Raw genomic sequence first — 26,318 nt, 5'->3', positions numbered from 1 at the left:
TAAAAGGCTAACGCAGCAGGCCCTGCCCGCCGTCGATCCACAAGGGCGTGCCGGTAATGTGGCGCGCCTTGGAAGAGGCAAGAAACAGGATGGAGTCCGCGACGTCATCCGCCGTCCCCGGTTTGCCGCGCGAAACGGGAATATCGCCTTCGGGCCAGACCACCGGAATGCCCGACGTTCCTGCCGCACGCTGATCCGTGTTGTCATCGATGCTCGTTTCGATGGCCCCGGGGCAGACGGCATTAACGCGGATACCGTCCTTGCCGAGCTCCAGCGCCAGCTGCTGTACCATGGCCAGCTGTGCCGCCTTGGTCGCGGAATAGGCAAGTGCTCCGGGCGTCGTGAAGGTGCGGGTGCCATTGATCGAGGAAACGACGATGATGGCACCCTCAGCTGCCTTCCTCAAATGCGGCACCGTCAGATGCAGCGTCAGGAAGGTGCCGCGCAGATTGATGGCAATGGTTTCGTCCCACTCGGCGGGTTTCAGATCGTCAATCGGCGCCCACACACCGTTCACGCCAGCATTGGCGACGACGATATCAAGGCCGCCGAAAGCATCGACAAGCGCCTCGACAGCACCGCGCATAGAGGCCTCGTCCCTCACGTCGGCAACGAGCGGCAGCACAGATCCGCCAAGCGAACGAATCTCGGCCGCGACGCTCTCGAGCTCTTCGGGCGTGCGCCCAAGCACGCCCACGCTGGCGCCATGGCGCGCGAACGCACGGGCAGATGCCCTGCCGATGCCGGATCCACCGCCGGTAACCAGGGCGACCTTGTCGGCAAAAAGCATCGGCTATTCCTTTCCGTAAAAACGTAACATGAGGCACAATGCCTCGCGGGCTGGTGGGTTCCCGGAATTATCGCGGAACCAAGCCGAACGGATCGCGTTAAGATCCGTCACCAACCATTTGGCAGGAGTGCACCGTGCGCCAGAAGAAAAAGCCGCTCGCCCGTAGACCCGAGGTTGATCGTGAGACGGACCCGCGCAAGGCGTATGCAAGGCGCAACGCGCTCGAACCACAAGTCATGATGCCGCATCGCTCCGACATACCGCTCGCTCGGCCGGAAAGGGACGAAGTCATCGTGCCCGCCATGGTGACCGGCAAGAGCCTCATCAGCGGGCGTCACTGAGAGGGCGTGCAGATGAAGGTGAAGGACGTCATGTCGGCGCAGATCGTCACCGTTTCGCCCAGCGACACGGCGCAGTCGGCTGCTCGGCTGATGCTTGAAACCGACGTGGGCGCTCTGCCCGTCGAAGTCCCGGGTGTTGGCGCCATCGTCGGCATCATCACGGATCGCGATATCGTCCTTTCGGTTCTCGCCCGCGGACTGTCCACCTCAACCACAATTGCAGAATTCATGACCGTCTCGCCCGAGGTTTGCGACGAACAGGACGATACGGCCGCCGTTGCCGATCGCATGCGCGAACGGGGCGTGCGCCGCCTCGTGGTGGTGAACGCAGACCACCGCGTGGTCGGCATCGTGAGCCTTGTCGATCTTTCATCGGACGAACCCAAGAAGGAGAAATGGCAATGACGATCTTCCCCATCGACCGACTGTGGGATGAAGCCGTCGTGCTCGAAGGCGACAGGCAGATGTTGCGCATTCAGAGCACACGCGACGCGTTGCTGTGCCTTAAGAACCATTGGCCCATCGACCGCACAGATGCCGTGTCGGCGGCCATGAGTGCGTGTGAACAGGGGTTGCAGAGCGATGAGGATCCGACACGCGCGCGGCAAGCCCTGATAGACGCGGCAAAAGAAGCCGGCTTCCGCGTCAATTCCTGGACGACATAAAGACGCAGCAAGGCGGAGGCATAATCCGCAGCAGACTGACGAGCATACATCATCCAAATCATTGCCATCCGAAGGGAAAAGTTCGTGAACGAAGAACGGCAGGAATGGATCAACAAACGCGCCTACAGCCTTTGGGAACAGCACGGTCGAGAGCATGGTCACGACCAGGAACATTGGGAACAGGCAACACGGGAACGTGACGAGCTAGAGCGGATCGCCCTCCCCCATCATCTCAAGAGGAGCGGATCGGGCGAAGTGGACGACGCGACCCGAAAAGCCATCAACGGCACCCGCAACACGACCGCTGCTCCGACAAGAAAATCCAGGCCCACCGCTGACCGCGGCAACACCGTCTAATTCATCCGTTATCGATGATAAAAAACACCGACTGCGGCAGGCTGCAGTCGGTGTTTTTATGTCCGGTCTAAATGTGAAATAAGGTCTCTCTTGCCTTCGAACGCTTAGGCGGGTTCGAAGGCGGCAACGCTGGCGCCATAGACCATAGCGGGGCATTCAGCGGGATGTTCCGCAAAGCCTTCCTCTGTCGCGCCAGTGTCCAGCACCCGCTTCCATTGCTGGATGCCGTTCACATCAGGCAGTTTGACCTCGCAGTCCCCGCCGGCGTTGAACACCAGGAAGAGCTGATCAGCGCGATCGCCATCCACGGACTTGCAAAGAAAGAGCCCGAGCGTCCGAAGTTCGGCATCCTGCCAAGTGGCATCGTCCATCTCCTCCCCGTCCGGCCGATACCAGCCAATCTCCACTGTTCCGTCTTCTGCGGGTTCGCCGGTCAGGAACCGCTCCTGCCGAAGGGCGGGATGAGCCTTGCGGAAGGCGATTGCACCCTTGCAGAATGCCAGGAATGGATCGTCCAAGCCGCTCCAGTCGGTCCAGCCGATCTCGTTGTCCTGGCAATAGGCATTGTTGTTGCCGCCCTGGCTGTTGCCGAGTTCATCGCCGCCAAGCAGCATCGGCACGCCCTGGCTGAGCATCAGCGTCGCAACCATGTTGCGCCGGCGACGGTCGCGGGCGGCTCGGATATCCTGATCGTCCGTCGGGCCTTCCGCGCCCATATTGTGCGAGTGGTTGTCGGAATGACCGTCGCGGTTGTCCTCGCCATTCGCATCATTGTGTTTTTGGTCGTAGGAAACCGTGTCCATAAGGGTGAAACCGTCATGGGCGCTGAGGAGATTGACCGACGACGTTGCGCCACGGTCGGAATGGTGGAACTGCTGGGCTGAACCGGTAAGGCGTGCAGCGACACCGGGCACGAGCCCGCCGTCCCCCTTCCAGAAACGACGGATGTCGTCGCGATACTTATCGTTCCATTCGCGGAACGGATGGGGAAAGCCGCCGACCTGATAGCCGCCGTCCCCGACGTCCCACGGTTCAGCGATCAGTTTCACGCCCGACAGGATAGGGTCCTGCCGGATCGCATCGAAGAACGTGCCTTCACGGTCGAATTCGATATGCCGCGTGCGGCCGAGCGTGCTGGCGAGGTCGAAGCGAAATCCGTCGACATGCATCACGCCAACCCAGTAGCGCAGGCTGTCCAGCACCATGCGCAACACCATCGGATGCGAGACGTTGACCGTATTGCCTGTCCCCGTCGTATCGTAGGAGTGACGCGGATCATCAGGCGAAAGGCGATAGTAGCTGAGATTGTCGAGGCCGCGGAAACTCAAGGTCGGCCCCCGCTCGGAACCCTCGGCCGTGTGATTGTAGACCACATCCATGATCACCTCGATGCCGGCGGCGTGGAAGCGTTTCACCATTGTCTTGAATTCGGTGACGGCGCCCGCCGAAAGGAAGCGCGGCTGAGGGGCAAAGAATCCGAGCGTCTGGTAGCCCCAATAATTGCGCAGGCCTTTTTCCAGGAGGAAACGGTCATCAGGGAAGTACTGGATCGGCAGCAGTTCGATGGCGGAGATGCCGAGATCGACAAGATGCTCAATGACAGGATCGCTTGCCATGCCGAGGAATGTGCCGCGCAGCTCGTCCGGTACGCCGGGATGGGTCATCGTCAGGCCGCGCACATGGGTTTCGTAAATGATGGTGTCGGTCCAGGGCCGACGAATGGCAGCGTCCCCTGCCCAGTCGAACTCAAGGTTCTGCACCACCCCCTTCACCATGAAGGGCGCGCTGTCGCGATCATCGAAGGACAAGTCCTCTTGCGGATCACCGACCTTGTAGCCGTAGAGCGCATCGTCCCACTGAAGTTCACCCGTCACCTGCTGGGCATAGGGATCGAGCAGCAGCTTGTTGGGGTTGAAGCGGTGCCCGGCCTTCGGCTCGTACGGCCCATGGGCCCGATATCCGTATAGCGTGCCGGGCTTAAGCCCTGCTATGTAACCGGACCATATATCGCCCTCGCGCTTCGGCAGCGCCAGACGCGCGGTCTCCTCTTTTCCGTCATCGCTGAAAAGGCAGAGTTCGATCTGTTCAGCATGGGCGGAAAAGACCGCGAAATGCGTGCCCTCGCCGGTAAAAGCGGCACCAAGCTCGGGCTTCATGAAATCGAGCTCGGAAAACGAATAACTCATGTCGTGTGTCCCCTTCATTCGGCCGGCGGCATCGCGGGGGGAGTCAGTTGCCGCCCAGCGCGAAGTCCCGAGGAAATTCAAAATGTGCTCGTGTGCGGCGCTGGAGGCAGTCGGAAGAGCGATGGTGCAACGCGAAAAGAGCCGGATTGTTCCGGAACATTTGACGCCGGCCCCGGTTGCATCCGTGCTCTGAACCGAAGAGGAAGGCAGCGATGACACCATCACCGACGCGACGAACATGGGGGCCGAGCATAACGGAGGATGGCAGCGTACGGTTTAGACTATGGGCCCCGGCGGAGGATACGGTCACATTGATTGCGGGCGAGCAGGAAATAGCCATGCATGCGCAAGCGGATGGGTGGCACGAGGTCGAAACCGACCTCGTTCGACCGGGATCAGCCTACCTCTACCGTCTCCAAGACAACACCGAAATAGCCGACCCGGCATCCCATGCACAGCTGGCGGAGATCGAAGGCCCTTCCCTCGTCGTGGACCACGAAAGCTACGTCTGGCGTACCTCTGGGTGGAAAGGACGGCCCTGGGAGGATGCTGTCATCTACGAACTTCATATCGGCACGTTCACGCCGCAGGGCACCTTTCGTTCAGCGATCGAACGCCTGCCGCATCTGCACGATATCGGCATCACGGCCATCGAGATCATGCCGGTCGCGCACTTCGCAGGCACACGCGGCTGGGGCTACGACGGTGTGCTCCATTACGCACCACACCCTGCATATGGCACACCCGACGACCTGAAGGCCCTGGTGGATGCGGCGCACGGCCACGGCATCATGGTTCTGCTGGATGTGGTCTATAATCACTTCGGTCCGGTCGGAAACATGTTGCACCGCATCGCTCCTCCCTTCTTCCACCCTGAACGACACACGCCCTGGGGCGCGGCGCTCGCTTTCGAAAGGGAAGCAGTACGCCGTTACTTCATCGACAACGCGTTGCACTGGCTGATCGACTATCGCTTCGACGGCCTGCGTTTCGACGCCACCGAAGAGATTATCGACGACAGTGAAAACCATGTCCTTCTCGAAATGGCGACCACCATCCGGCAGACCGTCACCGATCGACAGGTCCATCTGGTCGTCGAGGACCAGACGAAACGCAAGAGCCTGCTGAACCGCGACAGCGGCGATGCCGGTTACTATACGGCGGGCTGGAATGACGTGTTCCACCACACGCTGCACATCATCGCTACACGGGAAGAAAGCGGCCACTATGCCAGGTATAGTGAGGACACGGATGACGTGCTTCGTCGTGCGACGGCCCGGGGTTTCGTCGCGGAGGATCGGGAAGGCGACGGGACCGGTCCGCTGCCGCAAAAACCGCTGCCCCAACAGGTCAATATCAACTTCCTGCAAAACCACGACCAGATCGGCAACCGCGCTTTCGGCGAGCGCCTGCCCACGCTGACCGATCCCGTACTGCACCGGGTCATGAGTGCCCTTCTGTTTCTCGCGCCACCTGTTCCGATGCTCTTCATGGGTGAGGAATTCGGCGAAAGCCGCCCCTTCCTGTTCTTCGCGGATTTCGATGGCGAGCTTGCCGAAGCCACACGGGCGGGTCGCATCGACGAGGCCAAGAAATTCGGCGGCCTGCCGGAAGGCAAGACAGCAGACGACCTGCCGGACCCGAACGACGAGACGACATTCCTCGCCTCCAAGCTCGACTGGGAACATGCCGCGTCGCCAGAAGGGCGGCGACATTCCGAGTTCGTGCGCTCCCTCGTTCGGCTTCGACAGGACAAGATCAGACCACTGCTCATGGTGGGCGAGGCGCCTGAGCCGCGGATTCTCGCTGCAGAGGCGGGAATTCTTGCCATTGACTGGCGCTTTGCCGAACAGACCCTTTCCATTCGCGCAAACCTCACACACGGCACCGGGACCTGGCCACCGTTGTCCGGCGAGACGATTTTCGAGATTCCGGCGGTAAACGGTGCCGGTCCCTCCATTGCCATCTCGATCCGTCAGACATGAAAGGTCGTGGAACAAAATCAGCCGTTTATCTGTTTGTTTATGTCGGGAGTTCGATCGCGAGGCCGCAATGCACATCCACGAGATCATGAGTCGTCACATCCACCTTGTACGGCCGGAGGAAACCTTGCAGTCGGCAGCGGCCATCATGGCGGAGCGTGACGTCGCCTTTCTGCCCGTCGTCGATGCGAGCGGCCTCGTGGGCACGTTGACGGACCGCGACGTGATCCTGCGCGCTGTCGCCCCCGGTTTGAATGCGGAAACCACACTCGTCTCGGACATCATGACCACGGATATCACCTACTGTTTCGATGACGAGTCGGCGAGCACGGTGCTGGCCAACATGCTGGCGCTACACCTGCGCCGGATCGCCGTCCTCGACCGTCAGAACCGGTTGACCGGCGTCGTTTCGCGGTCGGATTTTGCTCGACACAACCTTTAAAAAGCGAACGGAACAAAGCGGTCCTGCACGCGTTTAACGCCGCCAATCTGGCGTTCACATCGGCGATCAAGGACAGAATGACCGGCCTTCTCTCGACCTATCGCCTCCAGTTTCGCAATGGCATGACCTTCGGCAAAGCCGCTCGGCTCGTGCCCTATCTCCATGCACTCGGCATCAGCCATCTTTACGCATCCCCCTTGATGACGGCTGTCAGCGGCTCGACACATGGCTATGACGCCACGCGGGTTGACGAAATCGATCCGACGCTCGGCAGTATCGAGGGCCTGCGGCAGCTGGCAGCCGAACTTCGTGCATACGGCATGGGTCTCATCCTCGACATCGTGCCGAACCACATGGCCGCAAGCCTGGAAAATCCATGGTGGCGAAGCGTCGTCGTCTGGGGATCAGAAAGCCCTTTTGCGCATCATTTCGACATCGACTGGTCTGAGAAGCTCACCCTCCCCTTCCTCGGCAACGACTTTTCAGAGGAACTGGCGAATGGAACGATATCGCTCGCGCTGGAGCCTGGCTTCGACGCCTTGGCAATTCGCTACCACGACAGTTATTACCCGCTTCATCCCGGCACCTACCGCGACGTGCTCGAAGCAACCGACGTATTCTTTACGGCCGCCACGCCTTCAACAGACCCGCAGGGTCGCGCGATCCTTTCTGCCGCCCTCGCATCTCATACGGCGCGTGCCGGTCTTGAGACGCAGTTGGCAGACATCACATCCGACCCTGCCCGCATCGCCGCAATTCACGATGCGCAGCCATGGCGGCTGGTGAACTGGAAGACGGCGAGCGAGAACCTCAGCTACAGGCGCTTCTTCGAGATCGCAGGCCTCGCTGGCCTGCGCGTCGAGGATGAGCGCGTCTTCACGGACAGCCACCGCCTGATCCTCGAACTCGTGCAAGACGGCACCATCGACGGGCTACGGATCGACCATATTGACGGCCTTGCGGATCCGCAGGGCTATCTTGAGCGCCTGCGCGCGGCAGTCGGGCCGGAGACCATCATCCTTGTCGAGAAAATCCTGGAAAGACAGGAGCAGCTGCCGTCCGACTGGCCGATCGCAGGCACGACGGGATACGAATTCATCGCAGCACTCGCCGACGCCTTTGCCGATGAAAAGGAAGAGGGCAGACTGACGGCAGCCTTCAACGCGTTAAAGGGCGACGACGATCGTCATGCCTATTCGGATGAGATGTACGCCTGCAAGCGGCAGATGCTGGCGGACAATTTCCGTGGGGAAGTGCGCCGCCTTGGCGGGTTTGCCAAGCGCGTGGCCGACTGCCTGAGCGCCGATTTCTCTCGCAGCGCGCTGACCGAGGCCATCTGCGCCGTTATCATCGCCCTCCCGGTTTATCGCACCTATCTCGCATCCGGGCAAAGTATCGACCGGCGCGATCATGAAATCCTGGCAACGGCGCGTTGCGAAGCGCAGGCGCGGGTGCGGCCGGAGGTGCGCGAGGCGATCGACCTCATCTGGGAACTGCTGACCGACGACAAGACCTGCGAGAAGATACCTGAATGCACCGAGTTCCGCACGCGTTTCCAGCAGTTGACCGGCCCCATCATGGCCAAGGCACTTGAGGACACCCTGTTCTACCGCGAAAATGCCTTCATCGCCCTCAACGAGGTTGGCGGCGATCCGGGGCATCCTCCGGGCGGACCGGCTGCCTTCCACACCGCGATGCAGGATCGCGCGCAAAACTGGCCTTTCGGCCTTTCAGCGACCTCCACGCATGATACGAAACGCGGCGAAGATGCGCGCGCCCGCCTCTACACTTTGAACGAGGCACCCGAAGCGTGGATTTCGGCGACGCAGCGCTGGCACGCTCTGTCAGGCCGGGCAAGACGAGAAGCACCGGCTGCCGATACGCAATGGCTGATCTACCAGGCTCTTGCCGGCGCGTGGCCGATCGGTGGATGCGGTGACCGTGCTGCAATGGACGCGCTGCCGGAACGCATGCAGGCCTATGTCGAGAAGGCGCTTCGTGAAGCGAAGAGACAGACGAACTGGAGCGAGCCGGATCTCGAGTACGAGGCCAGCGTCACCGGTTTTGTGGAGGATCTGCTATCGGATAAGGCATTTATCGACGATTTCACCCGGACGCTTTCGCCATTCATCGATGCCGGCCTGTCCAACGCCCTCGCCCAGACCCTGGTGAAGCTGACGGCGCCGGGCGTTCCCGACATATACCAGGGAAGCGAGCGCAGCGATTTCTCGCTGGTCGATCCAGACAACAGGGCAACCCTCGCGATAGAATCCCTGCGGATACCCGCTAAGCCCGCTCCGTCGCGAGCGCATTTTTCCAACTACAAGCAATGGCTGACGGCAAAGGTGATTGCCTGCCGGCGCCAGTCCGCAGAGGTCTTTAACGGCCCCTACCAAGCCCTCGCGCTCTCTAATGGCCGACATCAAGCCTTGGCATTCCTGCGGGGAGACACGGAGGCCTTTGCCATCACCGTGGTCCCGCGCCTTGTTTTCGGAAAGATCGGTGCGGAAACGCTGTGCCTTTCAGAGGCTGCGACCCACGACCTGTCGCTTACGATCCCGCACGCAATCGAAGGCCGCACGGTGCGCTCGGCCCTCGATGACAGGACTTTCACGCTGGGCAGTTCGTTACCGCTTTCGGAGATCTTCCGGACGGATCCGGTGGCGCTTCTGCTTTCGGCATAGCGCAACCGCTACCGGCCTTGTGACCGGCTCAGCCCTTTGCAAAAAGCTGGACGAGATCCACCGCACCGGTCTCTGGGGAACCAAGCCGGAGATGGCTTTCGATATGGCGCAGGTGAAGCGTCATCATCCACGCCGCCTTTTCGGCGTCCCTTGTGTGGAAAGATCCGACAATGGCCGCGTGGTCGTCGTCGCGACAGTTGCTGACACCGGGCGCCCCGAAGATCCCAATGATCAGCGACGTCCGCGTCACCAGCTCCTTCATCGTGCGCAGGAGAACGGCATTGCCGGCGATCTGCGCCATCAGGGTATGAAACTGACCGGACAGGCGGATGGCATCGTGCCGGTGCCGCTCCTTATGGGCGACATATTCCATTTCGAGATGCCGGTTGAGCTGGGCTATGTCTTCATCCGTCGCTCGCTGGACGGCGAGGCGGGCGATGTTGGGCTCTAGAGCCAGGCGCGCCTCGAAGACTTCGCGCGCCTGCTCGGCGGTCGGAGAGGCAACGAAGGCGCCGCGATTGGCGTGCAGTTCCACGACTTCGCGGCTTGCCAGCAGAAGCAGGCTGCGGCGAATGCGCATGCGTCCGACGCCGAACGCCTCGCACAGTGCGGACTCGGAAAGCTTCGTGCCCGGGGGCAATCTCTGCTCGATCACCGCTTCGAAAATGCGATCGACAATATCGCTCTCGTCCGCCTCGACCAGGTCGTCCCTGTCTACATTCACCACCGAATTCACCTCATGCGCCTCGGGATCGCATATCACTAAATAGGTCCGATTTGGTTCACCAACAAGCGCCCATTTCGTCGACACGGGCTCGTTGATTTGTTTACACCCACTTGACAAGATTGTTAACAATACGCTCAATGACTGGGCCAAGGCTGAGCATGACCGCCATTAGCGGCCCGCTTGCCGATAGAAAATAATCAATGGCCCAGAGGAAGAACATCATGCACAAGCGTACATTCCTGAAATTCTCCGCCCTCGCCGCAGCGACCGTCCTGTCGATGCCGCTGATGGCCCACGCCGAAGACGCCACCCTGAAGATCGGTTTCGTCGGCGTCACCTCCGGCCCGGCCGCGGCCTGGGGCATTTCCAACCAGCGCTCCATGGAAACGCGCGCAGCCTGGCTAAACGAACTTGGCGGCGTGAAGATCGGCGACAAGACCTACAATATCCAGATCGTGCCCTTCGATGACCAGAAGGACCCCAAGCGCGCCATCGCCGGCATGGAAAAGATGGCCCAGGACGGTGTGCACTATGTCGTCGGCCCGAACGTCGATGACGGCGCGGCCGCCGTTCGCCCGGTCGCCGAGCAGAACGGCATCATGTATTTCCCCTACGCCTTCCCCAAGGAGCTCTTCACCGCGCCGGCATCCAACGCGATCCTCGGCATGGTGGCAAACTACCAGTCTGGCCCGGCCATCTACAAATATCTCAAGGAAAACAAGGGTGTGAAGAAGGTGGCCTTCGTCGCGGCCAACGAGTCCGACCCGCTCAGCCAGCGTGAATCCGGCATCGCGGCCGCACAGGCGCTGGACCTCGAAGTGGTGTCCGGCAACGTGACGTATCAGGTGGACACCACAGACTTCACGCCGGTGCTGCTGCCCGTCATCCAGGCTTCGCCTGACCTGCTCGTTCTCTCGGGCGTTTCGCCCGCCAACGCGCCGCAGCTCATCCGCTCGGCCCGCGAGCTTGGCTATACCGGTTTCATTTCCACGGAAACTGGGCAGGATGCGACGGTTCTGCAGGAAGGTGCCGGCGAACTTGCCGAGGGCTTCATCTCGGTCGGCGGCGCATCCACACCGGAACTCGCCAGCGATACGATGAAGGAGTTCGTCGAACGCTACACCAAGATGTTCGGCGAATACAACGACGAGTCCAACACCAAGGTCTATGCGCTCGAATACATCATCGAAACGCTGAAGGCGAACCCTGCGGCAATCGACAATGTCGAGGAATACAAGAAGACCATTGACACGTTCGAAGCCGCCAACCCCTTCATGAAGGGGGATGCCAAGCTGAAATATGTCGGCATGACCTCTTTCGGCCAGAAGCGTCAGGTCTCCGTTCCGCTCGTCGTCAACGAGTATAAGGGCGGCAAGTTCGAAACGCTGTTCGTCGGCCAGGTCGACTGACCAGAGCCCAGGCATTTGCTGAACGGGGCCCGGAACGCACGCGCAGTCCGGCCGGGTCCCACCTTGCCTGAACCTTCCATTGGAGGCTCACGATGGAACAGATAATCGCCAACGGTCTCTATCTCGGGGCGCAATATGCGTTGATCGCCCTCGGACTGACCCTGATCTTCTCGCTGATGAACGTTCTGAACTTCGCCCACGGGCAGATGTACGTCTTCGGCGGCTTCGTTACGTATACGGTCGTGGTCCAGCTCGGTCTGCCCTTCGTCGTCGGCCTCTTCGCTTCAGCCCTCGTGCTGGCGATCATGGGTGCCGCCATCGAGAAGTTCCTTTTCGCGCCGGTCATACGACGCTCCAAGCGCGATGAGTCGACCATGCTGCTCGCGGCCGGCATCGCCTTTTTCCTTGATGCCGTCATCCTGCTCGCCTTTGGTGAAAAACAGCGCGGCGTGCCGAAGATCGTGAACGGCGTCTTCAACTGGGACATGCGCATCATCATGCCCTACGACCGCATCCTGATCGGCGTCCTCGCCATCCTGCTCATCGTCGTCTTCATCGGCTTCATGAACTATTCGCGAACCGGCCGCGCCATGCGCGCCCTGGCGCAGGACAAGATGGCTGCCCAGCTCATGGGCGTGAATGTCGCGCGCTATTCCATGATCGGCTTTGCGCTCGGCGCCATGCTCGCCGGTCTCGTCGGCGGCCTGCTCGTCACCATCACTGGCGTCAATCTCGGCATGGGCGGCCCCACTTCGGTCAAGGCCTTCCTGATGATCATGATCGGCGGCGCCGGCGTGATCTCGGGCGCGATCGCCGGCGGCTTCATCCTCGGCATGATGGAAAGCGTGGGCCTGACCGTGCTCTCGGCCTACGGCGACATCACCTATCTCGTCATCTTCGCCACGCTGATGGTGTTCCTGGCCGTCCGCCCGCAAGGGCTGATGGGCAAGCCGTGGGGTTAAGTTCATGAACGCGAAAAAACTCCTCGGCTTCGCCGCTTTCCTTCTCGCCGTCTTCGTGCTGGTGCCGCTCATCATCAAGGCGACCGGACGGTCGGATTTCTACTACACACTGACATCCGTGGCCCTTCTCTCCGTCGGCGCGGCCGGTGTCTGGCTGACCTTCTATATCGGCCGCATCAACATCGGCCAGGGTGCCTATGCGCTGGTGGGCGGTTACGTCTCGACCATCCTCGTCACGCAGGCCGGCGTCCCGTTCTGGCTGACCTTGCCGCTCGCGGGCCTGTTCTGCGCGGTGATATCGGTCCTGATCGGCCTGCCGATCCTGCGTCTGCGCGGCGTCTACTTCGCCATGGTGACGCTCGTGCTCACCGAAGTCGCGCGCCTCACTGCCCTGGCGCTGCCGATCACCAATGGCGCAAAGGGCATCACCTCCATCCCGTTACCGGGTGAGCTCTCGCTCTTCGGCATCACCCTCATCCCGGCCTTCGGCTCGCTCGCCAATCCGCGTTTCGGCTTCTACGTCATGGCCGTCGTGCTGATGGCCATCACCTATCTGGTCCTCTGGCGCATCGTGAACTCCAGGCTCGGCCACCTCTGCCGCAGCCTCCAGCAGAACGAGGAGCTCTCGGCGTCGATCGGGGTCAACACAGCCTATCTGCGGGTGCTCGCCTATGCGATCTCGTCGTTCTTCGGCGGCATCGCGGGCGCCATGTTCGCCTCCATCGCCCAGTCGATCTACCCGTCCTCCTTCGTGGTCGCAGACAGCGTGAACTTCATGCTCTACTGCTTCCTCGGCGGCCTCGGTTACGTCTTCGGCCCGATGCTCGGCACGCTGCTGCTCTATTTCGGCTGGGACCTGTTGTCGATTGCCCGTGAGTACCAGCTTCTCATCTACTCCGGCATCATGATCCTGCTCATGCTGGTCCTGCCGAACGGTGTCCTCAGCCTTCTCGACAAGAAGGAGGGCCGCGCATGAGCCCGATCCTGCAAATTCGCAACATCACCAAACGCTACGGCGGCCTGACGGCGGTCAACGACGTTTCCTTCGACGTCAGCAAGGGCGAAATCCTCTCGGTGATCGGTCCGAACGGCGCCGGCAAGTCGACGCTCTTCAAGCTGATTTCCTCCTTCGTGCCGGCAACATCCGGCGAGGTAATCTTCAACGGCGAGCGCATATCGAGCCTTGCCCCGCACAAAGTGGCCCGCATGGGCGTCGTGCGAACCTTCCAGGAAACGACGATCTTTCGCTCCATGACGGTGCGCGAAAACATCATCGTCTCCCATCACCTGCGCTCGAAAGCGAGCCTCCTCGGCTTCTTCCTCGGCACGAAGCAGGCGAAGGAAGACGAGCAAGCCTTCGCTGCCTCGGCCGACGATATCGTTGATTTCCTCGGCCTTCAGGCCATCCGCAACGAACTCGCCTCCAACCTGCCGCAGGGGCATCTGCGCGCACTCGGCATGGCCATCGGCCTTGCCACCGATCCAAAGGTCATTCTGCTGGATGAGCCCTTTGCTGGCATGAACCACGACGAGACCATGAAGATGGTCGCGCTCGTGCGGCGTCTGCGCGACGAGCGCGGCGTCACCGTGCTCCTGGTCGAGCATGACATGCCTGCGGTCATGAAGATCAGCGACCGGATCGTGTGCATCAACTTCGGCCAGAAGATCGCCGAAGGCACGCCCCAGGAAATCCGTGAGAACGAGCAGGTCATCGAGGCCTATCTCGGCTCCGAAGATGCGGCGATCGGGATGTAAGCCATGACGAACATATTGAGCATTGAGAACATCGAACTCTATTACGACCACATCTATGCGCTGAAAGGCGTGTCCATCGATGTGGCGGAAGGCGAGACCGTCGCGCTGATCGGCGCGAACGGTGCGGGCAAGTCCTCGATCCTTCGGGCGATCACGGGGCTTCGGCCACTCAAGTCCGGGCGGATCCTCTATCAGGGCGAGCGGCTCGACGGCACATCGGCATCGGATATCGTCCGCAGGGGCATTTCCATGGTGCCGGAAGGGCGCCGCGCCTTTCCGTTGATGTCGGTGAAGGACAATCTCCTGATGGGGGCGTTTACACGCACCGATAAAGCCGAAATCGAACAGACGCTGGAAAGCGTGCTGACGCGGTTTCCGCGGCTGCGCGAGCGTTATCACCAGCAGGCCAGCACCATGTCCGGCGGCGAACAGCAGATGATGGTGATCGGCCGCGCTCTGATGGCACGCCCGAAGCTGCTGCTTCTGGACGAACCGTCGCTCGGCATTGCCCCGAAGCTCGTGCAGGACATCGCACGCGCCATTGTCGCGATCAGCCGCGACGAGAAGGTCTCCATCCTTCTCGTTGAGCAGAACAGCCGCATGGCTTTGTCCATCTCCAACCGCGCCTATGCGCTTTCCACCGGGTCTATCGCGCTGTCGGGTAATTCCAAGGAACTGATGAACGACGACCGCATCAAGGCTGCCTACCTCGGAGGCGAACTCTGACATGAAAATCCTCGTCATCAATCCTAACACAACCGCCTCGATGACGGCGCATATCGGGAAGGCGGCGCGTGCCGCCGCCTCTCCCGGCACGCAGGTGACCGCAATCAATCCCGTCCATGGCCCTGTTTCGATCGAGGGCTATTTCGATGAGGCGATGAGCCTGGTTGGCCTGCTCGACGCGATCCGCCGCAATCCGGATTGCGACGCCGTCGTTATCGCCTGTTTCGACGATACGGGCCTCGATGCCGCCCGCTGCCTGACCGACAAGCCGGTGATCGGCATCGGCGAGGCCGCCTATCACTTCGCTTCGATGATCTCGAACAAGTTCACCGTCGTGACCACGCTGGCCCGCTCGGTGCCGGCGCTGGAACACAATCTCGCCCGCTACGGGCTCGATGCGCGCTGCGCCCGCGTGCGCTCCTCGGAAGTCGCCGTGCTGGAACTGGAACAGCCTGGCTCCAACGCCCGCCAGAAGATCAGTGCCGAGATCGGTCTTGCCATCGGCGAGGACCGCGCCGAAGCCATCGTGCTCGGCTGCGCGGGCATGGCGAGCCTTGCTGCGGATCTCGCCGCCGAACACGGGCTACCCGTTCTCGACGGCGTGTCCTGCGCAGTGAAGCTGGCCGAAGCGATGGCCGGCCTCAACATCCGCACCTCCCGCCTCGGCGGTTATGCCCCGCCGCCGCCTGCCAAACTTGTCGGTGCCTTCCCTGCCGTGGCCGGCTAAGGCATCAATCTGCCGACGCATCCCCGAAATCACCGAAGGCGGTCCATCCGCCATCGACCGGCAGAACGGCACCGGTAATGCCGGACGCTGCGGGCGACGCGAGAAAGGCCACGGCGGACGCCACTTCCTGCGCGGCTATCAATCGGCCGATTGGCGTGCGACGGCGCAACGTCGGCAGGTCGATGCGCCCCGCATCGGCGAGTTTGCGGACAAGCGCCGTTTCCACGAAGGCCGGTGCAACCGCATTGACCCGCACGCCCCTGCCCGCCCATTCGCAGGCCATGGCGCGCGTCATGGCAACGATGCCGGCCTTGGCGGCGCCGTAGGCGTTGCGTTTCGGCAATCCCGTCAGTCCCGCAATCGAGGACAGGTTGACGATGGCGCCCGATTGGCGCGCAACCATGCCTCGGCCAACCTCGCGCGACATCAGGAAGGTGCCAGCAAGATGCACGTCGAGCACTTTGCGGAAGGGATCGATCCCCTGTTCCAGCGTAGGCAGGTGGCTGTCGCCGATGCCGGCATTGTTGACCAGAACGTCGAAGGGCGCCGCGGACGCCGCCGCGATCGCCTGCGCCTCATCGGTGATGTCGCAGGCGAGACCGCGATGGCCTTCGCCAAGCTCCAAAGCCCGCGCTGAAGCCTTCTCGCCATCGAGATCGGCGATGGTGACGCGATAGCCGGCATTCGCCAGGGCCTGCACGATGGCAAGCCCGATCCCGTCGGCACCGCCGGTGACGAGTGCGTGTTTTACGTCACGCATAGCCAGGTCTCGGCACCAGACCCATGAGGGTTTGCGACAGACCGCCATCGACCACGATGTCCTGCCCGGACACATAGGACGCGCGAGGCGAGGCGAGGAACAGCGCAACGTCCGCCATGTCCTTCGGCTCGGCGATCCGCCCAAGCGGTACCATAGCCTCCCGCTTCGCCTTTACCTCTGCATCGCGATAGAACGGCTCGGAAAGGGGCGTGCGCACGAGGCCGGGGCTGACCGTGTTGGAGCGGATCCCCTTCGGACCCCATTCATAGGCAAGCTGGCGCGACAGCATCAGGATCGCCGCCTTGGAGGCCGAATAGGCGCCGCTTGACGGCTGGGGATGCGTGCCGGCGATGCTCGCCACATGGACGAGAGTACCGCTGCCGCGCTCAATCATACCCCTGCCGAAAGCTTGCGCGGCCGCGAGATAGCCATTGAGATTGACCGAGAGCATGGCCGACCAGTCGGCCTCGCTCACGCTTTCGAGCGGTCCTGGCCGCAGGATGCCGGCATTGTTGACGAGAATGTCGGCCCCGCCTTGCGCCTCCACCGCCGTTGCAGCGGCGGTGATCTCATCGCTCTTGGAGAGGTCGCAGGACAGCACGAAGGCACCGTTGCCGAGTTCGTCCGCCAGCGCCCGGGTACGCTCTTCCGTGCGATCGAGCAGGACGACACGCACACCCTCTGCGGCAAAGGCCCGCGCCAAGGCCTGGCCGATCCCGCCTCCCGCGCCCGTGATGACGACAGTCTTTCCATCCAGTCCAAGCCAGCTCATGCGGCTTCCTCCCTGTTCGTCGCATCGGGCCCGATGCCCGCAAGATAGCGGCCGGTGATCCAGCCAAAGGTCATGGCCGGACCGAGCGTGATGCCCGCGCCAGGATAGTTGCCGCCCATGATCGACGCCCGATCGTTGCCGACGGCGAAAAGGCCGGGGATGACGCCGCCCGAACGATCCAGCACTTCGCCGGGCACGGTGGTCTTCAGGCCGTCAAAGGTGCCGAGATCGCCCATCTCCAGCTTCACCGCATAGAACGGTCCCTGTTCGACGGGCGCCACGCAGGGGTTCGGCTTGTTTTCGGGATCTGCAAGATAGCGGTTGAACGACGTCTCGCCGCGATGGAACGCCTCATCGCGCCCCACTCTTGCACCGCGATTGAATTCCGCCACCGTTGCTTGGAGTGCGGCGGGCTCGATGCCGCAGGCCCGCGCGAGCTCAGCAAGCGTTCCGCCTTTCTTGAGATAGCCGCTACGCAGCCACAGAGAGAGCGGCATCGGCGCGGGCTTGGCATGGCCGAGGCCGTATTTGCGGATGGTGCGGTGATCGCAGATCAGCCAGGCGGCGGCTTCTCCGGCGGCGATCATCGCGGCACCCACGTCGTGGTAGCTCGCGCTCTCGTTAGTGAAGCGCTTGCCGTGGGAAAGCACGGCGATCATGCCCGGCTTGTAGCGGTCGAGCAGATGCGGAAAAACACCCTGTCCGGGTACCCGGCTTATCGGCATCCAGGCCGCCGGCTGCGGAAATTCCGCATCGAAGGCACCACCCGCCGCCTCGCCAAGGCGAATACCGTCACCGGTATTGCCCTCCGGCACCGGAGAATAATGCCCCGCCCTGCCGGACTTGAGATGGGCATAGACATCAGCCCGCCGGGCGAGATCCTGCGCGTAGCCGCCGCAGGCCAGCACCACACCCTGCCGGGCGGTGATGGTGCCAGGCTCTGCGCCACCGACCTCAGCCCCCGTCACGCGGGCGCCGTCCATGACGAGACGCAGCGCCGGCGTTTCCGTCAGGATCGGAATGCCGAGATCAAAGCAGCTCTTCGCCAGCCGGGCGGCGAGCGCGTTTCCGCTTGTTACCTGCACACCCCGCCCATAGCGCGCCACCTCGCCCGCATGGGCCGCAAGTCGCTTCAGAACATAGGCGAACGACGTCAGCGATTTCGTGGCATTGAAGAAGTGCTTGATATCCGCATTGGACGAATTGAACATCATGCCCATGAAGGTGATGGTCGAGAGCGGTGGACGCAGGCGTTTCAGGTTGTCACCGAGCGAACTCGTGTCGAAGGGTTCGGCAAGCACCGAGCGGCCGACATCGGCGCCGCCATCCACCGTCGGGTGGTAATCGGGATAGAGCGTCGGCACGAACTTGACGTCCGTCTGCGTCTCGAACCAGTCGAGCATCTTGGGGCCGGCATCGAGGAAGGCATCGACGGCCCTTTCATCGAACCAGTTTCCCGTCTCCGCCTTCATGTAGCGGCGTGCCGCCTCGCGCGTATCGGCAGGATTGTTGGCCTTGCCATGGCGATTGCCGGGTATCCAGAGAACGCCGCCGGAGAAAGCAGTGGTTCCGCCGAACACCGGTTCCTTCTCGATGACGATGACGGAAAGACCGTGTTTCTTCGCGACGATGGCCGTGGCGAGACCGCCAGCACCCGACCCTATGACCAGCACGTCGCAGACGCGCTCTTTCTCCTCAAGCCGCTCCATCGGATCCTCCCTGTCATGAATGGCAGGACATCTTGCTAAGCCGCGGGCCAAGCCGAACCAATGGACGCACCCGTGGAATTATTGCACAATTCGATTGTGAGAAACCGGGGAGAAGAAATGGCGAACGGGGCCGGGCGCAGCATTCCGCATTACTATCTCTATGGCGATCAAGGCGCAGACGTCGAACTCGACTTCCTGCATGTCGAGCCGATCCGCGACCGCAGCGGCCCGAACGATTGGAGAATTCGTCCGCATTCCCATCCCGATCACATGCAGGTTCTGCTGGTGAAAAGCGGGGGCGGCTCCATCCGCATGGAAGAACAGGTCCTGGAGATCCCCGCCCCGGGCATCCTCGTCGTGCCCGCCGGGATCGTGCACCAGATCGACTTCAACCCCGGCACCGACGGCTTTGTCGTTACCGCCGCGCTCGGCTGCCTCAAGGCCGCCTCGGCCTCCGATGCACGCCTGGCGCAGGCATCGGAACGACCGGCGGTCTATCCGCTGGAAGGGACCGGCGTCTCCATCCCAGCCGTCATGGAGACCTTCGAGTGGATGCACCGTGAGTTCATCTGGTCGGCGCCCGGGCGGCGCACGGCGATCATGGCGCAGTTCATGCGCGTCCTCGTCGTCGTGCTCAGGCTGAATGTGTCGCATGACGATCCTGGCATTGCCGCGCCTGACCGCGACTACGATCTTCTCGTTCGTTACCGTGCCCTGCTTGAGGATCATTTCCGCAATGAACGTTCGCTGGCCTTCTATGCCGGCGATCTCGCCGTCACCCAGGCGCGCCTGAACGCAGCCTGCAAGGCCAGGGCCGGCAAGACGGCCTCAGACCTCCTCTATGAGCGCATTGTCATCGAGGCGAAACGCTACCTCGTCTATACGGAAAGCAGCGTGGCGCAGGTGGCCCATCTCACGGGCTTCGACGATCCCGCCTATTTCAACCGCTTCTTCACCCAGCGCGTCGGCGTCTCGCCCGGGGCCTTCCGAAAACAGGCGCTGCATCACGATAGCTGACGACCCACCGGGTATCGTCCAATCTTTCCGACGCTCCGTCCATTTCCCAAATCGGTCCCTATGGTCAGTTTGCGCACCATGGGAGACCGACATGATCCATGAGTGGCGAAGCTACCGCCTGAAGCCGGGCGCGGCGGGCAATTACCTTGCACTGCTGGCCGACGAGGGACTGCCGCTGGTCACGCGGCACCTGCCGCTTGCCGGCTACTGGCTGGGCGAGACCGGTCCGCTCAACACCATTCACCATCTCTGGTCCTATGCCGACTGGGCCGAGCGCGAGGCCTGCCGCGCTTCGCTCGCCACCGAGGCGGCCTGGGTTGAAGGCTTCATTCCCAAGGCCTTCGCGCTGGTGGAGGAGCAGGAAAACCGCTTCCTTCAAACGGTCGCATCCTCCGCTGCCTTCGAGGCAATCGTTGCGGACAGGCGAAAGCCGCATCCGGGACGGGCGGCGGGCAAGCCGCTCTTTGCGCCGGACTGCGCCGCGCTCGTGTCCGGCGAGCCGATCGACGGCGCGGTTGCGACATGGACGGTGCTTTCCGGCCGGGCGGCGGGCACCTTCTCGCTTCTGCCTCGCAGCCCCGATCCCGTTCCGTCCATCCCTCTGGCGGGGGGCAGCAGCCATATCGTGCTGCGCCCGCTTGCCTTTTCACCGCTGTAATCTCGGGAGCGAACGCACCATGCGTCATCAGGTCGTCATCATCGGCGGCGGGCCTTCGGGCTTGCTGCTGTCACTTCTTCTGCGCCGCAAGGGTGTGGATGCCGTCGTATTGGAACAGCGCGCGCGCGCCTATGTGCTCGCGCGCATCCGGGCCGGTGTGCTGGAACAGGGGCTTTGCGACATGCTGCGCGAGGCGGGTGTCGGCAAGCGGCTTGATGCCGAGGGCTTCGTGCATGACGGCACGCTGCTTGCCGCACATGGCAAGCAGGTCCATATCGATTTCAAGGCCCTGACCGGCAGCTCGGTGACGATCTATGGCCAGACGGAAGTGACGCGCGACCTCTATGAGGAACTGGAGCGCACCGAAGCGCCGATCTACCACGAGGCCGAAGGCGTCGAGATTCACGGGGCCGATGGTGGCGCGCCCTATGTGACCTTCACCCATGGTGGAACGAGCCATCGCATCGACTGCGATTACATCGCCGGCTGCGACGGCTTCCACGGCGTCAGCCGCAGGACCATCCCCGAAACGACACGCCGCGAATATGAGCACGTCTACCCGTTCGGCTGGCTTGGCATTCTCTCGGAAACGAAACCGCTTCAACACGAGCTGGTCTATGCCGGCTCGGATCGTGGCTTCGCGCTGTGCTCCATGCGCAATGCCCGTCTCAGCCGCCACTATCTGCAGGTACCCTTGACCGACAAGACGGAGGACTGGGGCGACGAGGCCTTCTGGACGGAACTGCGCCGTCGACTGCCTGCAGAACTGGCGGACACCTTGGAAACCGGACCCTCGATCGAGAAATCCATCGCGCCGCTCAGAAGCTTCATTTCCGAGCCCATGAGCTGGGGACGGCTGTATCTGGCAGGCGATGCGGCTCATATCGTGCCACCGACGGGCGCAAAAGGCCTGAACCTTGCCGCCTCCGATGTCTATTACCTTTCGCGGGCGCTGATCGCCCACTATGCCGGCGACGATGGCCACCTGACGTCCTACTCCGCCACGGCACTCGCCCGCGTCTGGAAGGCCTCGCGGTTCTCCTGGTCCATGACGCGCATGCTGCACACCTTCCCGGACGAAGGGGAATTCCTTCGCCGCATGCAGGGGGCGGAAATCGAATATCTCGCGGGTTCGACGGCCGCGCAGACGGCGCTCGCCGAAAACTATGTCGGCCTGACCTACTGATCAGGCCAGCATCGATGCAAGCTCGACCTGCCTCTTCAACAGCGCCGGCAGATAGCGTTCGACAATGGCCGCCATCGGTTCCGCGGTGGCGGCAAGGCCTACATTGAGCGCAGCGATGGTTTTGCCGCGCGACGTGCGCAACGGCACGGCGATGGAGCGCAGCCCCGTCTCCACCTCCTGATCGATGGTCGCGAAGCCGAGACGGCGTACATCCGCCAAGGCCGCCATAAGCGCGGGCAACTCCGTCACCGTGCGCTCGGTTCGGGCCACGCGCGGGGAAGCCTCCAGCAGCGCCAGCGCCTCTTCTTCCGCACGCGCGGCCAGCAACACGCGGCCCATCGACGTGCAATAGGCCGGCAGTCTGGAACCGGGCATCAGCGCGATGGACATCACGCGCTGCTGGGCGGCGCGGGCCACATAGACGATTTCCCACTCGTCGAGGATCGATACCGACGTGCTCTGCCCGATTTCTTCCGACAGAAGGTCGAGCGTCGGCTGGACGATGCGCGGCAGCGGCATGGTGGCAAGACAGCCGGTGCCCAGCCGGAGGATGCGCGGGGTGACGGTGAAGAACTTGCCGTCATAGGCGGCATAGCCGAGTTCGGAAAGCGTCAGCAGACAGCGGCGCGTCGTCGCGCGGTCGAGCCCGGCGATATCGGCCGCCTCGGCAATGGAAAGCCGCGGACGCTCGGCGCTGAAGGCCTCGATCACCTTCAGACCCTTCGCGAGGCCTCCCATGATGTCCCGTTCCTTCACCGTCATCAACCATCACCATTTGTGCGATATTCGAACAAAAGTCACATAACGCACAAACTGATTGCCGTCGAATGCTTTTGCGCCTTAAGTCCAAACCCGGAAACGGCGGGCCCTGCGGGCTTGCGCTGTCGCATGGAGGTTTGGAACATGGACAAGACAATCGCGAGTGCGGCCGAGGCCGTCGCCGGGATCGGCGATGGCGCGACGGTCATGATCGGCGGCTTTGGCGGCTCGGGCGCGCCCATCGAGCTGATCCACGCCCTGATCAACAAGGGCCCCAAGGGGCTCACCGTCATCAACAACAATGCCGGCAATGGCCGCATCGGCATCGCCGCGATGATTGATGCCGGGCTGGTAAAGAAGATGATCTGCTCCTTCCCGCGCTCGTCTGACCCCCGCGCCTTCACGGAAGCCTACCTCGCCGGCAAGGTGGAACTGGAACTCGTGCCGCAAGGCACGCTCGCCGAGCGAATTCGCGCTGGCGGCGCGGGCATTCCCGCCTTCTACACACCGACGGGCTACGGCACGGAACTTGCTGAGGGCAAGGTCATCGCCGAATTCGATGGCCGCGCCTATGTGCAGGAGCGCTGGCTCAAGGCCGATTTCGCCATCGTGAAGGCGCATGTCGGCGATATCCACGGCAACCTCACCTACAACAAGGCTGCGCGCAACTTCAATCCGCTCATGTGCATGGCCGCGGCCAAGACCATTGCGCAGGTCTCTAAGATCGTTCCGCTCGGCGGCATCGACGCCGAGCATGTCGTGACACCGGGTATTTTCGTCGATGGCGTCCTCGAGATCGCCAATCCGCAACAGGAAGAAGTCCTCATCCGGTCGGGAGCCGTTTACGCATGACCGTCGAAACCACAGAAGACCTCAAGCTTTCCAACGCCCAGATCGCCTGGCGCGCCGCGCAGGACATCCAGGACGGTGCCTATGTCAATCTCGGCATCGGCTTCCCGGAAATGGTCGCGCGCTACCAGCCGCCCGGTCGGCAGGCCATCTTCCATACGGAAAACGGCATTCTTGATTTCGGCGAACCGCCGGCCGAGGGCGAAGAGGACTGGGACCTGATCAACGCCGGCAAGAAGGCCGTGACGCTGAAGCCCGGCGCCTCCTTTTTCCACCACGCCGACAGCTTCGCCATGGTGCGCGGCGGCCATCTGGATGTCGCCATTCTCGGCGCCTATCAGGTGGCCCAGAACGGTGATCTCGCAAACTGGCGCGTCGGTTCCAAGGGCGTTCCTGCCGTCGGCGGCGCGATGGACCTTGTGCATGGCGCAAAGCAGGTCTTCGTCATCACCGAACACGTCACCAAGGACGGCAAACCCAAGCTGGTGGAAGCCTGCACCTTCCCGTTGACCGGCGTCGGCTGCATCACGCGCGTCTACACCAGCCTTGCCGTGATCGACATCGTGGACGGCCGCTTTGTGCTGCGGGAAAAGTTGTCGGGCCTCTCCTTCGAGGATCTCCAGGCAAAGACCGGCGCAAAGCTGCACACCGATGGCCCCGTCGCCGATCTCGTCGCCCCGGAACTGTGAGGACACCAAAACCATGACCGAAGTCTTCATCTGCGATTATATCCGCACGCCCATCGGCCGTTTCGGCGGTGCCCTGTCCTCCGTGCGCGCCGACGATCTTGGCGCCCTCCCGCTCAAGGCCCTGCAGGAGCGCAACACGTCCGTCGACTGGGAGGCTGTCGACGACGTGGTGTTCGGCTGCGCCAACCAGGCGGGCGAAGACAACCGCAACGTCGCCCGCATGTCGCTGCTTCTGGCGGGACTGCCGGGCTCCATTACCGGCACGACCGTCAACCGCCTGTGCGGCTCGGGCATGGATGCCGTCATCATCGCCGCGCGCGCCATCAAGGCCGGCGAAGCCGAGCTTATGATTGCCGGCGGCGTGGAAAGCATGAGCCGCGCACCCTTCGTTATGCCCAAGGCCGACACGGCCTTTTCGCGCAAGGCGGAGATACACGACACCACCATCGGCTGGCGCTTCGTCAACCCTGTCATGAAGGCGCTCTATGGCGTCGATTCCATGCCGGAGACCGGCGACAACGTCGCCATCGACTATAAAGTCTCGCGCAAAGATCAGGACGCTTTTGCCGTCCGCAGCCAGGAGAAGGCCGCCGCTGCACAGGCCAATGGCCGTCTCGACAGCGAAATCGTGCCCGTCAGCATCCCCCAGAAGAAGGGCGATCCGCTGACCGTGGCACAGGACGAGCATCCGCGTGCCACCAGCCTGGAAGCGCTCGCCAAGCTGAAACCGGTAAACCGCATGGATGGCGCGACCGTCACCGCGGGCAATGCCTCCGGCGTCAATGACGGCGCAGCGGCGCTCATCATCGCCTCTGCAACGGCTGCGAAGAAATACGGTCTCACCCCGATTGCCCGCATCGTCGGGGGCGCGACGGCGGGTGTTCCGCCACGCATCATGGGTATCGGCCCGGCACCGGCCTCGCAGAAGCTGCTGAACCGCATCAACTGGACGACCGGCGATCTCGACGTCATTGAACTCAACGAAGCCTTTGCCTCCCAAGGCCTTGCAACGCTCCGCCAGCTCGGGATCGCCGATGACGATCCGCGCGCGAACCCGAACGGCGGAGCGATTGCGCTGGGGCATCCGCTCGGCATGTCCGGCGCACGCATCGCCGGTACCGCAGCCCTCGAACTCTCGATCACCGGCAAGTCGAAGGCGTTGGCAACGATGTGCATCGGTGTCGGCCAGGGTATCGCAATCGCTCTCGAGAGAGTCTGAGCCGTCGTTTCCAACAGCGTTTTATCGATAGCCGCACGCGGTTTCCGCGTGCGGCCTTTCCGTGTTGGCGTTCCCTCGCTGAAAGGCCTTGACTGCAAGCCGCGCAGGGTCAAAATGGAATAACAATCCATATTGGAACGAGTATGAGCACGCTTGAAAAATCCTTGAATATCATCGAGCTGCTGGCTGCCAAGCCGGGCGGCCTATCCGTTTCCTCCATCGCGGGTCAGGTCAACCAGCCTGCAAGCGGCGTGCACCGCACGCTCAATGAGCTGATACGGCTTGGCTATGTTCGCCAGGTGCAGGACCAGGGCGATTATGCGCTCACCATGAAGCTTGCGGCCCTCGGCGTGGGCTTCCTGGGCCGGACCGGTGTCGGCGACGTCGCACAGCCTATTCTCGACCGGCTTGCCCAGACCAGCGGCGAACTCATTCGTCTTTCCGTGATCGACGGCGACGACCTCATCTGGGTGGCCGTGGCGCAGGGTGCGACGGGCGGCCTGCGTTATGACCCGGGCCAGGAACAGGGCGTGGTGGTACACCTCGCCTCCAGCGCCGGCGGGCAGGCATGGCTATCGGCGATGAGCGACGAGGAAGCGCTGGAGCGGGTCTCGCGGCAGGGGCTGATCGATTCCTCCAAACCCACCGGACCGGGCGCGCCGAAAACGATCGCCGAGCTGCTGACCGTGCTGGCCGAAACCCGCAAGCGCGGCTACGCCGTGTCGATCGACAGCTATATTGTCGGCATGGCGGCCATGGCAGTGCCGGTCTTCGGCGGCGACCGGGTGATCAGCTGCCTGTCGATTGCCGGCCCTGCCGTGCGTATGACGCCGGATCGCATGAAGGAGCTTGCGCCGGATCTGGAACAGGCAGCGCGGGAAATCGGCATGTCCGCCACCGGCTCGCGCTATTTCCCCGGGCTGCACAAGCAAGCCTGACGCCTGCAA

Annotated in this window: 27 protein-coding genes; 20 read left to right on the top strand and 7 right to left on the bottom strand. The window is 62.6% G+C overall.

Annotated elements, in window-relative coordinates:
• Window positions 1-7 precede the first annotated feature (7 nt).
• The gene (locus MNR02_RS02525) at window positions 8-790 is read right to left on the bottom strand and encodes an SDR family NAD(P)-dependent oxidoreductase (protein WP_241947970.1); all 783 of its coding nucleotides are present in this window, start codon (window positions 788-790) and stop codon (window positions 8-10) included.
• Window positions 791-924: 134 nt separating this feature from the next.
• Between MNR02_RS02525 and MNR02_RS02520 the strand changes: the two genes are divergently transcribed.
• The 4 genes from MNR02_RS02520 to MNR02_RS02505 all read left to right on the top strand — a co-directional run bounded on the left by MNR02_RS02520 (window position 925) and on the right by MNR02_RS02505 (window position 2,153).
• Entirely contained in the window at window positions 925-1,131 is a 207-nt protein-coding gene (locus MNR02_RS02520; RefSeq protein ID WP_241601641.1) for a hypothetical protein, read from the top strand.
• A gap of 12 nt (window positions 1,132-1,143) precedes the next feature.
• Complete coding sequence (locus MNR02_RS02515) at window positions 1,144-1,536, top strand: CBS domain-containing protein (RefSeq protein WP_241947969.1); 393 nt, start codon at window positions 1,144-1,146, stop codon at window positions 1,534-1,536.
• Complete coding sequence (locus tag MNR02_RS02510; RefSeq protein WP_241947968.1) at window positions 1,533-1,796, top strand: DUF982 domain-containing protein; 264 nt, start codon at window positions 1,533-1,535, stop codon at window positions 1,794-1,796. The genes MNR02_RS02515 and MNR02_RS02510 overlap by 4 nt, the downstream gene beginning before the upstream one ends.
• An 84-nt stretch (window positions 1,797-1,880) precedes the next feature.
• On the top strand, window positions 1,881-2,153 hold the full coding sequence (locus MNR02_RS02505; protein ID WP_241947967.1) for a DUF2934 domain-containing protein: 273 nt from the start codon (window positions 1,881-1,883) through the stop codon (window positions 2,151-2,153).
• Between the two features lie 104 nt (window positions 2,154-2,257).
• Here the strand turns inward: MNR02_RS02505 and glgX are convergent, their stop codons facing one another.
• Complete coding sequence (glgX, locus tag MNR02_RS02500; protein WP_241947966.1) at window positions 2,258-4,339, bottom strand: glycogen debranching protein GlgX; 2,082 nt, start codon at window positions 4,337-4,339, stop codon at window positions 2,258-2,260.
• A gap of 212 nt (window positions 4,340-4,551) precedes the next feature.
• Between glgX and treZ the strand changes: the two genes are divergently transcribed.
• From treZ to treY, 3 genes are all read left to right on the top strand, one after another.
• Window positions 4,552-6,324, top strand: coding sequence for a malto-oligosyltrehalose trehalohydrolase (treZ, locus tag MNR02_RS02495; protein ID WP_371746691.1), 1,773 nt, complete (start codon window positions 4,552-4,554; stop codon window positions 6,322-6,324).
• Between the two features lie 124 nt (window positions 6,325-6,448).
• Window positions 6,449-6,763, top strand: a complete 315-nt coding sequence (locus MNR02_RS02490; RefSeq protein ID WP_241601634.1) for a CBS domain-containing protein — start codon at window positions 6,449-6,451, stop codon at window positions 6,761-6,763.
• 77 nt (window positions 6,764-6,840) lie between these two features.
• Window positions 6,841-9,447, top strand: coding sequence for a malto-oligosyltrehalose synthase (gene treY, locus MNR02_RS02485; RefSeq protein ID WP_241947965.1), 2,607 nt, complete (start codon window positions 6,841-6,843; stop codon window positions 9,445-9,447).
• Window positions 9,448-9,475: 28 nt separating this feature from the next.
• On the opposite strand, the gene MNR02_RS02480 is transcribed toward treY, so the two are convergent.
• On the bottom strand, window positions 9,476-10,171 hold the full coding sequence (locus MNR02_RS02480; protein ID WP_241947964.1) for a GntR family transcriptional regulator: 696 nt from the start codon (window positions 10,169-10,171) through the stop codon (window positions 9,476-9,478).
• A gap of 224 nt (window positions 10,172-10,395) precedes the next feature.
• On the opposite strand from MNR02_RS02480, the gene MNR02_RS02475 reads away from it, so the two are divergent.
• From MNR02_RS02475 to MNR02_RS02450, 6 genes are all read left to right on the top strand, one after another.
• Window positions 10,396-11,583, top strand: coding sequence for an ABC transporter substrate-binding protein (locus MNR02_RS02475; protein WP_241947963.1), 1,188 nt, complete (start codon window positions 10,396-10,398; stop codon window positions 11,581-11,583).
• Window positions 11,584-11,675: 92 nt separating this feature from the next.
• A complete protein-coding gene (locus tag MNR02_RS02470; protein ID WP_241601630.1) occupies window positions 11,676-12,545 on the top strand; it encodes a branched-chain amino acid ABC transporter permease in 870 nt (289 codons plus the stop codon).
• A gap of 4 nt (window positions 12,546-12,549) precedes the next feature.
• Window positions 12,550-13,521, top strand: a complete 972-nt coding sequence (locus tag MNR02_RS02465; protein WP_241947962.1) for a branched-chain amino acid ABC transporter permease — start codon at window positions 12,550-12,552, stop codon at window positions 13,519-13,521.
• Entirely contained in the window at window positions 13,518-14,300 is a 783-nt protein-coding gene (locus MNR02_RS02460) for an ABC transporter ATP-binding protein (protein ID WP_241601628.1), read from the top strand. Before MNR02_RS02465 ends, MNR02_RS02460 begins: the two co-directional genes overlap by 4 nt.
• Before the next feature lie 3 nt (window positions 14,301-14,303).
• Entirely contained in the window at window positions 14,304-15,026 is a 723-nt protein-coding gene (locus MNR02_RS02455; protein WP_241947961.1) for an ABC transporter ATP-binding protein, read from the top strand.
• Between the two features lies 1 nt (window position 15,027).
• Window positions 15,028-15,753 carry an aspartate/glutamate racemase family protein gene (locus tag MNR02_RS02450; protein WP_241947960.1) on the top strand — a complete coding sequence of 242 codons (726 nt, stop codon included), beginning with the start codon at window positions 15,028-15,030 and terminating at the stop codon, window positions 15,751-15,753.
• Window positions 15,754-15,757: 4 nt separating this feature from the next.
• On the opposite strand, the gene MNR02_RS02445 is transcribed toward MNR02_RS02450, so the two are convergent.
• Genes MNR02_RS02445 through MNR02_RS02435 form a run of 3 tightly spaced genes read right to left on the bottom strand, consistent with a single transcriptional unit; the run spans window position 15,758 to window position 18,994 of the window.
• Entirely contained in the window at window positions 15,758-16,513 is a 756-nt protein-coding gene (locus tag MNR02_RS02445) for an SDR family NAD(P)-dependent oxidoreductase (protein WP_241947959.1), read from the bottom strand.
• The gene (locus tag MNR02_RS02440) at window positions 16,506-17,285 is read right to left on the bottom strand and encodes an SDR family NAD(P)-dependent oxidoreductase (RefSeq protein ID WP_241947958.1); all 780 of its coding nucleotides are present in this window, start codon (window positions 17,283-17,285) and stop codon (window positions 16,506-16,508) included. The genes MNR02_RS02445 and MNR02_RS02440 overlap by 8 nt, the downstream gene beginning before the upstream one ends.
• Window positions 17,282-18,994, bottom strand: coding sequence for an FAD-dependent oxidoreductase (locus MNR02_RS02435; RefSeq protein ID WP_241947957.1), 1,713 nt, complete (start codon window positions 18,992-18,994; stop codon window positions 17,282-17,284). The genes MNR02_RS02440 and MNR02_RS02435 overlap by 4 nt, the downstream gene beginning before the upstream one ends.
• 117 nt (window positions 18,995-19,111) lie before the next feature.
• Here MNR02_RS02435 and MNR02_RS02430 point away from each other — a divergent pair, with 117 nt between their 5' ends.
• From MNR02_RS02430 to pobA, 3 genes are all read left to right on the top strand, one after another.
• Window positions 19,112-20,011, top strand: coding sequence for a helix-turn-helix domain-containing protein (locus MNR02_RS02430; RefSeq protein WP_241601622.1), 900 nt, complete (start codon window positions 19,112-19,114; stop codon window positions 20,009-20,011).
• 91 nt (window positions 20,012-20,102) lie between these two features.
• The gene (locus tag MNR02_RS02425; RefSeq protein ID WP_241947956.1) at window positions 20,103-20,669 is read left to right on the top strand and encodes an NIPSNAP family protein; all 567 of its coding nucleotides are present in this window, start codon (window positions 20,103-20,105) and stop codon (window positions 20,667-20,669) included.
• 19 nt (window positions 20,670-20,688) lie between these two features.
• Entirely contained in the window at window positions 20,689-21,855 is a 1,167-nt protein-coding gene (gene pobA, locus MNR02_RS02420; RefSeq protein WP_241947955.1) for a 4-hydroxybenzoate 3-monooxygenase, read from the top strand.
• On the opposite strand, the gene MNR02_RS02415 is transcribed toward pobA, so the two are convergent.
• Window positions 21,856-22,617 carry an IclR family transcriptional regulator C-terminal domain-containing protein gene (locus MNR02_RS02415; RefSeq protein ID WP_241947954.1) on the bottom strand — a complete coding sequence of 254 codons (762 nt, stop codon included), beginning with the start codon at window positions 22,615-22,617 and terminating at the stop codon, window positions 21,856-21,858.
• Window positions 22,618-22,758: 141 nt separating this feature from the next.
• Here MNR02_RS02415 and MNR02_RS02410 point away from each other — a divergent pair, with 141 nt between their 5' ends.
• From MNR02_RS02410 to MNR02_RS02395, 4 genes are all read left to right on the top strand, one after another.
• Window positions 22,759-23,466, top strand: a complete 708-nt coding sequence (locus MNR02_RS02410; RefSeq protein ID WP_241947953.1) for a 3-oxoacid CoA-transferase subunit A — start codon at window positions 22,759-22,761, stop codon at window positions 23,464-23,466.
• Window positions 23,463-24,152 (top strand): CoA transferase subunit B, encoded by a 690-nt coding sequence (locus MNR02_RS02405; RefSeq protein WP_241601617.1) that lies wholly within the window; start codon window positions 23,463-23,465, stop codon window positions 24,150-24,152. The genes MNR02_RS02410 and MNR02_RS02405 overlap by 4 nt, the downstream gene beginning before the upstream one ends.
• A 13-nt stretch (window positions 24,153-24,165) precedes the next feature.
• Entirely contained in the window at window positions 24,166-25,371 is a 1,206-nt protein-coding gene (pcaF, locus tag MNR02_RS02400; protein WP_241947952.1) for a 3-oxoadipyl-CoA thiolase, read from the top strand.
• Window positions 25,372-25,514: 143 nt separating this feature from the next.
• On the top strand, window positions 25,515-26,309 hold the full coding sequence (locus tag MNR02_RS02395) for an IclR family transcriptional regulator (RefSeq protein WP_241947951.1): 795 nt from the start codon (window positions 25,515-25,517) through the stop codon (window positions 26,307-26,309).
• Window positions 26,310-26,318: the final 9 nt, after the last annotated feature.

The organism is Shinella sp. H4-D48 (genome assembly GCF_022637395.1).
GTDB lineage: Bacteria > Pseudomonadota > Alphaproteobacteria > Rhizobiales > Rhizobiaceae > Shinella > Shinella sedimenti.
The sequence above is the reverse complement of the archived record's forward strand: the minus strand, read 5'-3'. Positions and strand labels throughout refer to the sequence as shown.

Coding starts and splice junctions, on each gene's coding strand:
- MNR02_RS02415 (WP_241947954.1), bottom strand. CDS start 22,617: ATGACGGTGAAGGAACGGGACATCATGGGAGGCCTCGCGAAGGGTCTG.
- MNR02_RS02465 (WP_241947962.1), top strand. CDS start 12,550: ATGAACGCGAAAAAACTCCTCGGCTTCGCCGCTTTCCTTCTCGCCGTC.
- MNR02_RS02515 (WP_241947969.1), top strand. CDS start 1,144: ATGAAGGTGAAGGACGTCATGTCGGCGCAGATCGTCACCGTTTCGCCC.
- treY (WP_241947965.1), top strand. CDS start 6,841: ATGACCGGCCTTCTCTCGACCTATCGCCTCCAGTTTCGCAATGGCATG.
- MNR02_RS02425 (WP_241947956.1), top strand. CDS start 20,103: ATGATCCATGAGTGGCGAAGCTACCGCCTGAAGCCGGGCGCGGCGGGC.
- MNR02_RS02455 (WP_241947961.1), top strand. CDS start 14,304: ATGACGAACATATTGAGCATTGAGAACATCGAACTCTATTACGACCAC.
- MNR02_RS02510 (WP_241947968.1), top strand. CDS start 1,533: ATGACGATCTTCCCCATCGACCGACTGTGGGATGAAGCCGTCGTGCTC.
- MNR02_RS02445 (WP_241947959.1), bottom strand. CDS start 16,513: ATGCGTGACGTAAAACACGCACTCGTCACCGGCGGTGCCGACGGGATC.
- MNR02_RS02450 (WP_241947960.1), top strand. CDS start 15,028: ATGAAAATCCTCGTCATCAATCCTAACACAACCGCCTCGATGACGGCG.
- MNR02_RS02405 (WP_241601617.1), top strand. CDS start 23,463: ATGACCGTCGAAACCACAGAAGACCTCAAGCTTTCCAACGCCCAGATC.
- MNR02_RS02410 (WP_241947953.1), top strand. CDS start 22,759: ATGGACAAGACAATCGCGAGTGCGGCCGAGGCCGTCGCCGGGATCGGC.
- MNR02_RS02470 (WP_241601630.1), top strand. CDS start 11,676: ATGGAACAGATAATCGCCAACGGTCTCTATCTCGGGGCGCAATATGCG.
- glgX (WP_241947966.1), bottom strand. CDS start 4,339: ATGAGTTATTCGTTTTCCGAGCTCGATTTCATGAAGCCCGAGCTTGGT.
- MNR02_RS02395 (WP_241947951.1), top strand. CDS start 25,515: ATGAGCACGCTTGAAAAATCCTTGAATATCATCGAGCTGCTGGCTGCC.
- pobA (WP_241947955.1), top strand. CDS start 20,689: ATGCGTCATCAGGTCGTCATCATCGGCGGCGGGCCTTCGGGCTTGCTG.
- MNR02_RS02460 (WP_241601628.1), top strand. CDS start 13,518: ATGAGCCCGATCCTGCAAATTCGCAACATCACCAAACGCTACGGCGGC.
- MNR02_RS02435 (WP_241947957.1), bottom strand. CDS start 18,994: ATGGAGCGGCTTGAGGAGAAAGAGCGCGTCTGCGACGTGCTGGTCATA.
- treZ (WP_371746691.1), top strand. CDS start 4,552: ATGACACCATCACCGACGCGACGAACATGGGGGCCGAGCATAACGGAG.
- MNR02_RS02475 (WP_241947963.1), top strand. CDS start 10,396: ATGCACAAGCGTACATTCCTGAAATTCTCCGCCCTCGCCGCAGCGACC.
- MNR02_RS02525 (WP_241947970.1), bottom strand. CDS start 790: ATGCTTTTTGCCGACAAGGTCGCCCTGGTTACCGGCGGTGGATCCGGC.
- MNR02_RS02430 (WP_241601622.1), top strand. CDS start 19,112: ATGGCGAACGGGGCCGGGCGCAGCATTCCGCATTACTATCTCTATGGC.
- pcaF (WP_241947952.1), top strand. CDS start 24,166: ATGACCGAAGTCTTCATCTGCGATTATATCCGCACGCCCATCGGCCGT.
- MNR02_RS02440 (WP_241947958.1), bottom strand. CDS start 17,285: ATGAGCTGGCTTGGACTGGATGGAAAGACTGTCGTCATCACGGGCGCG.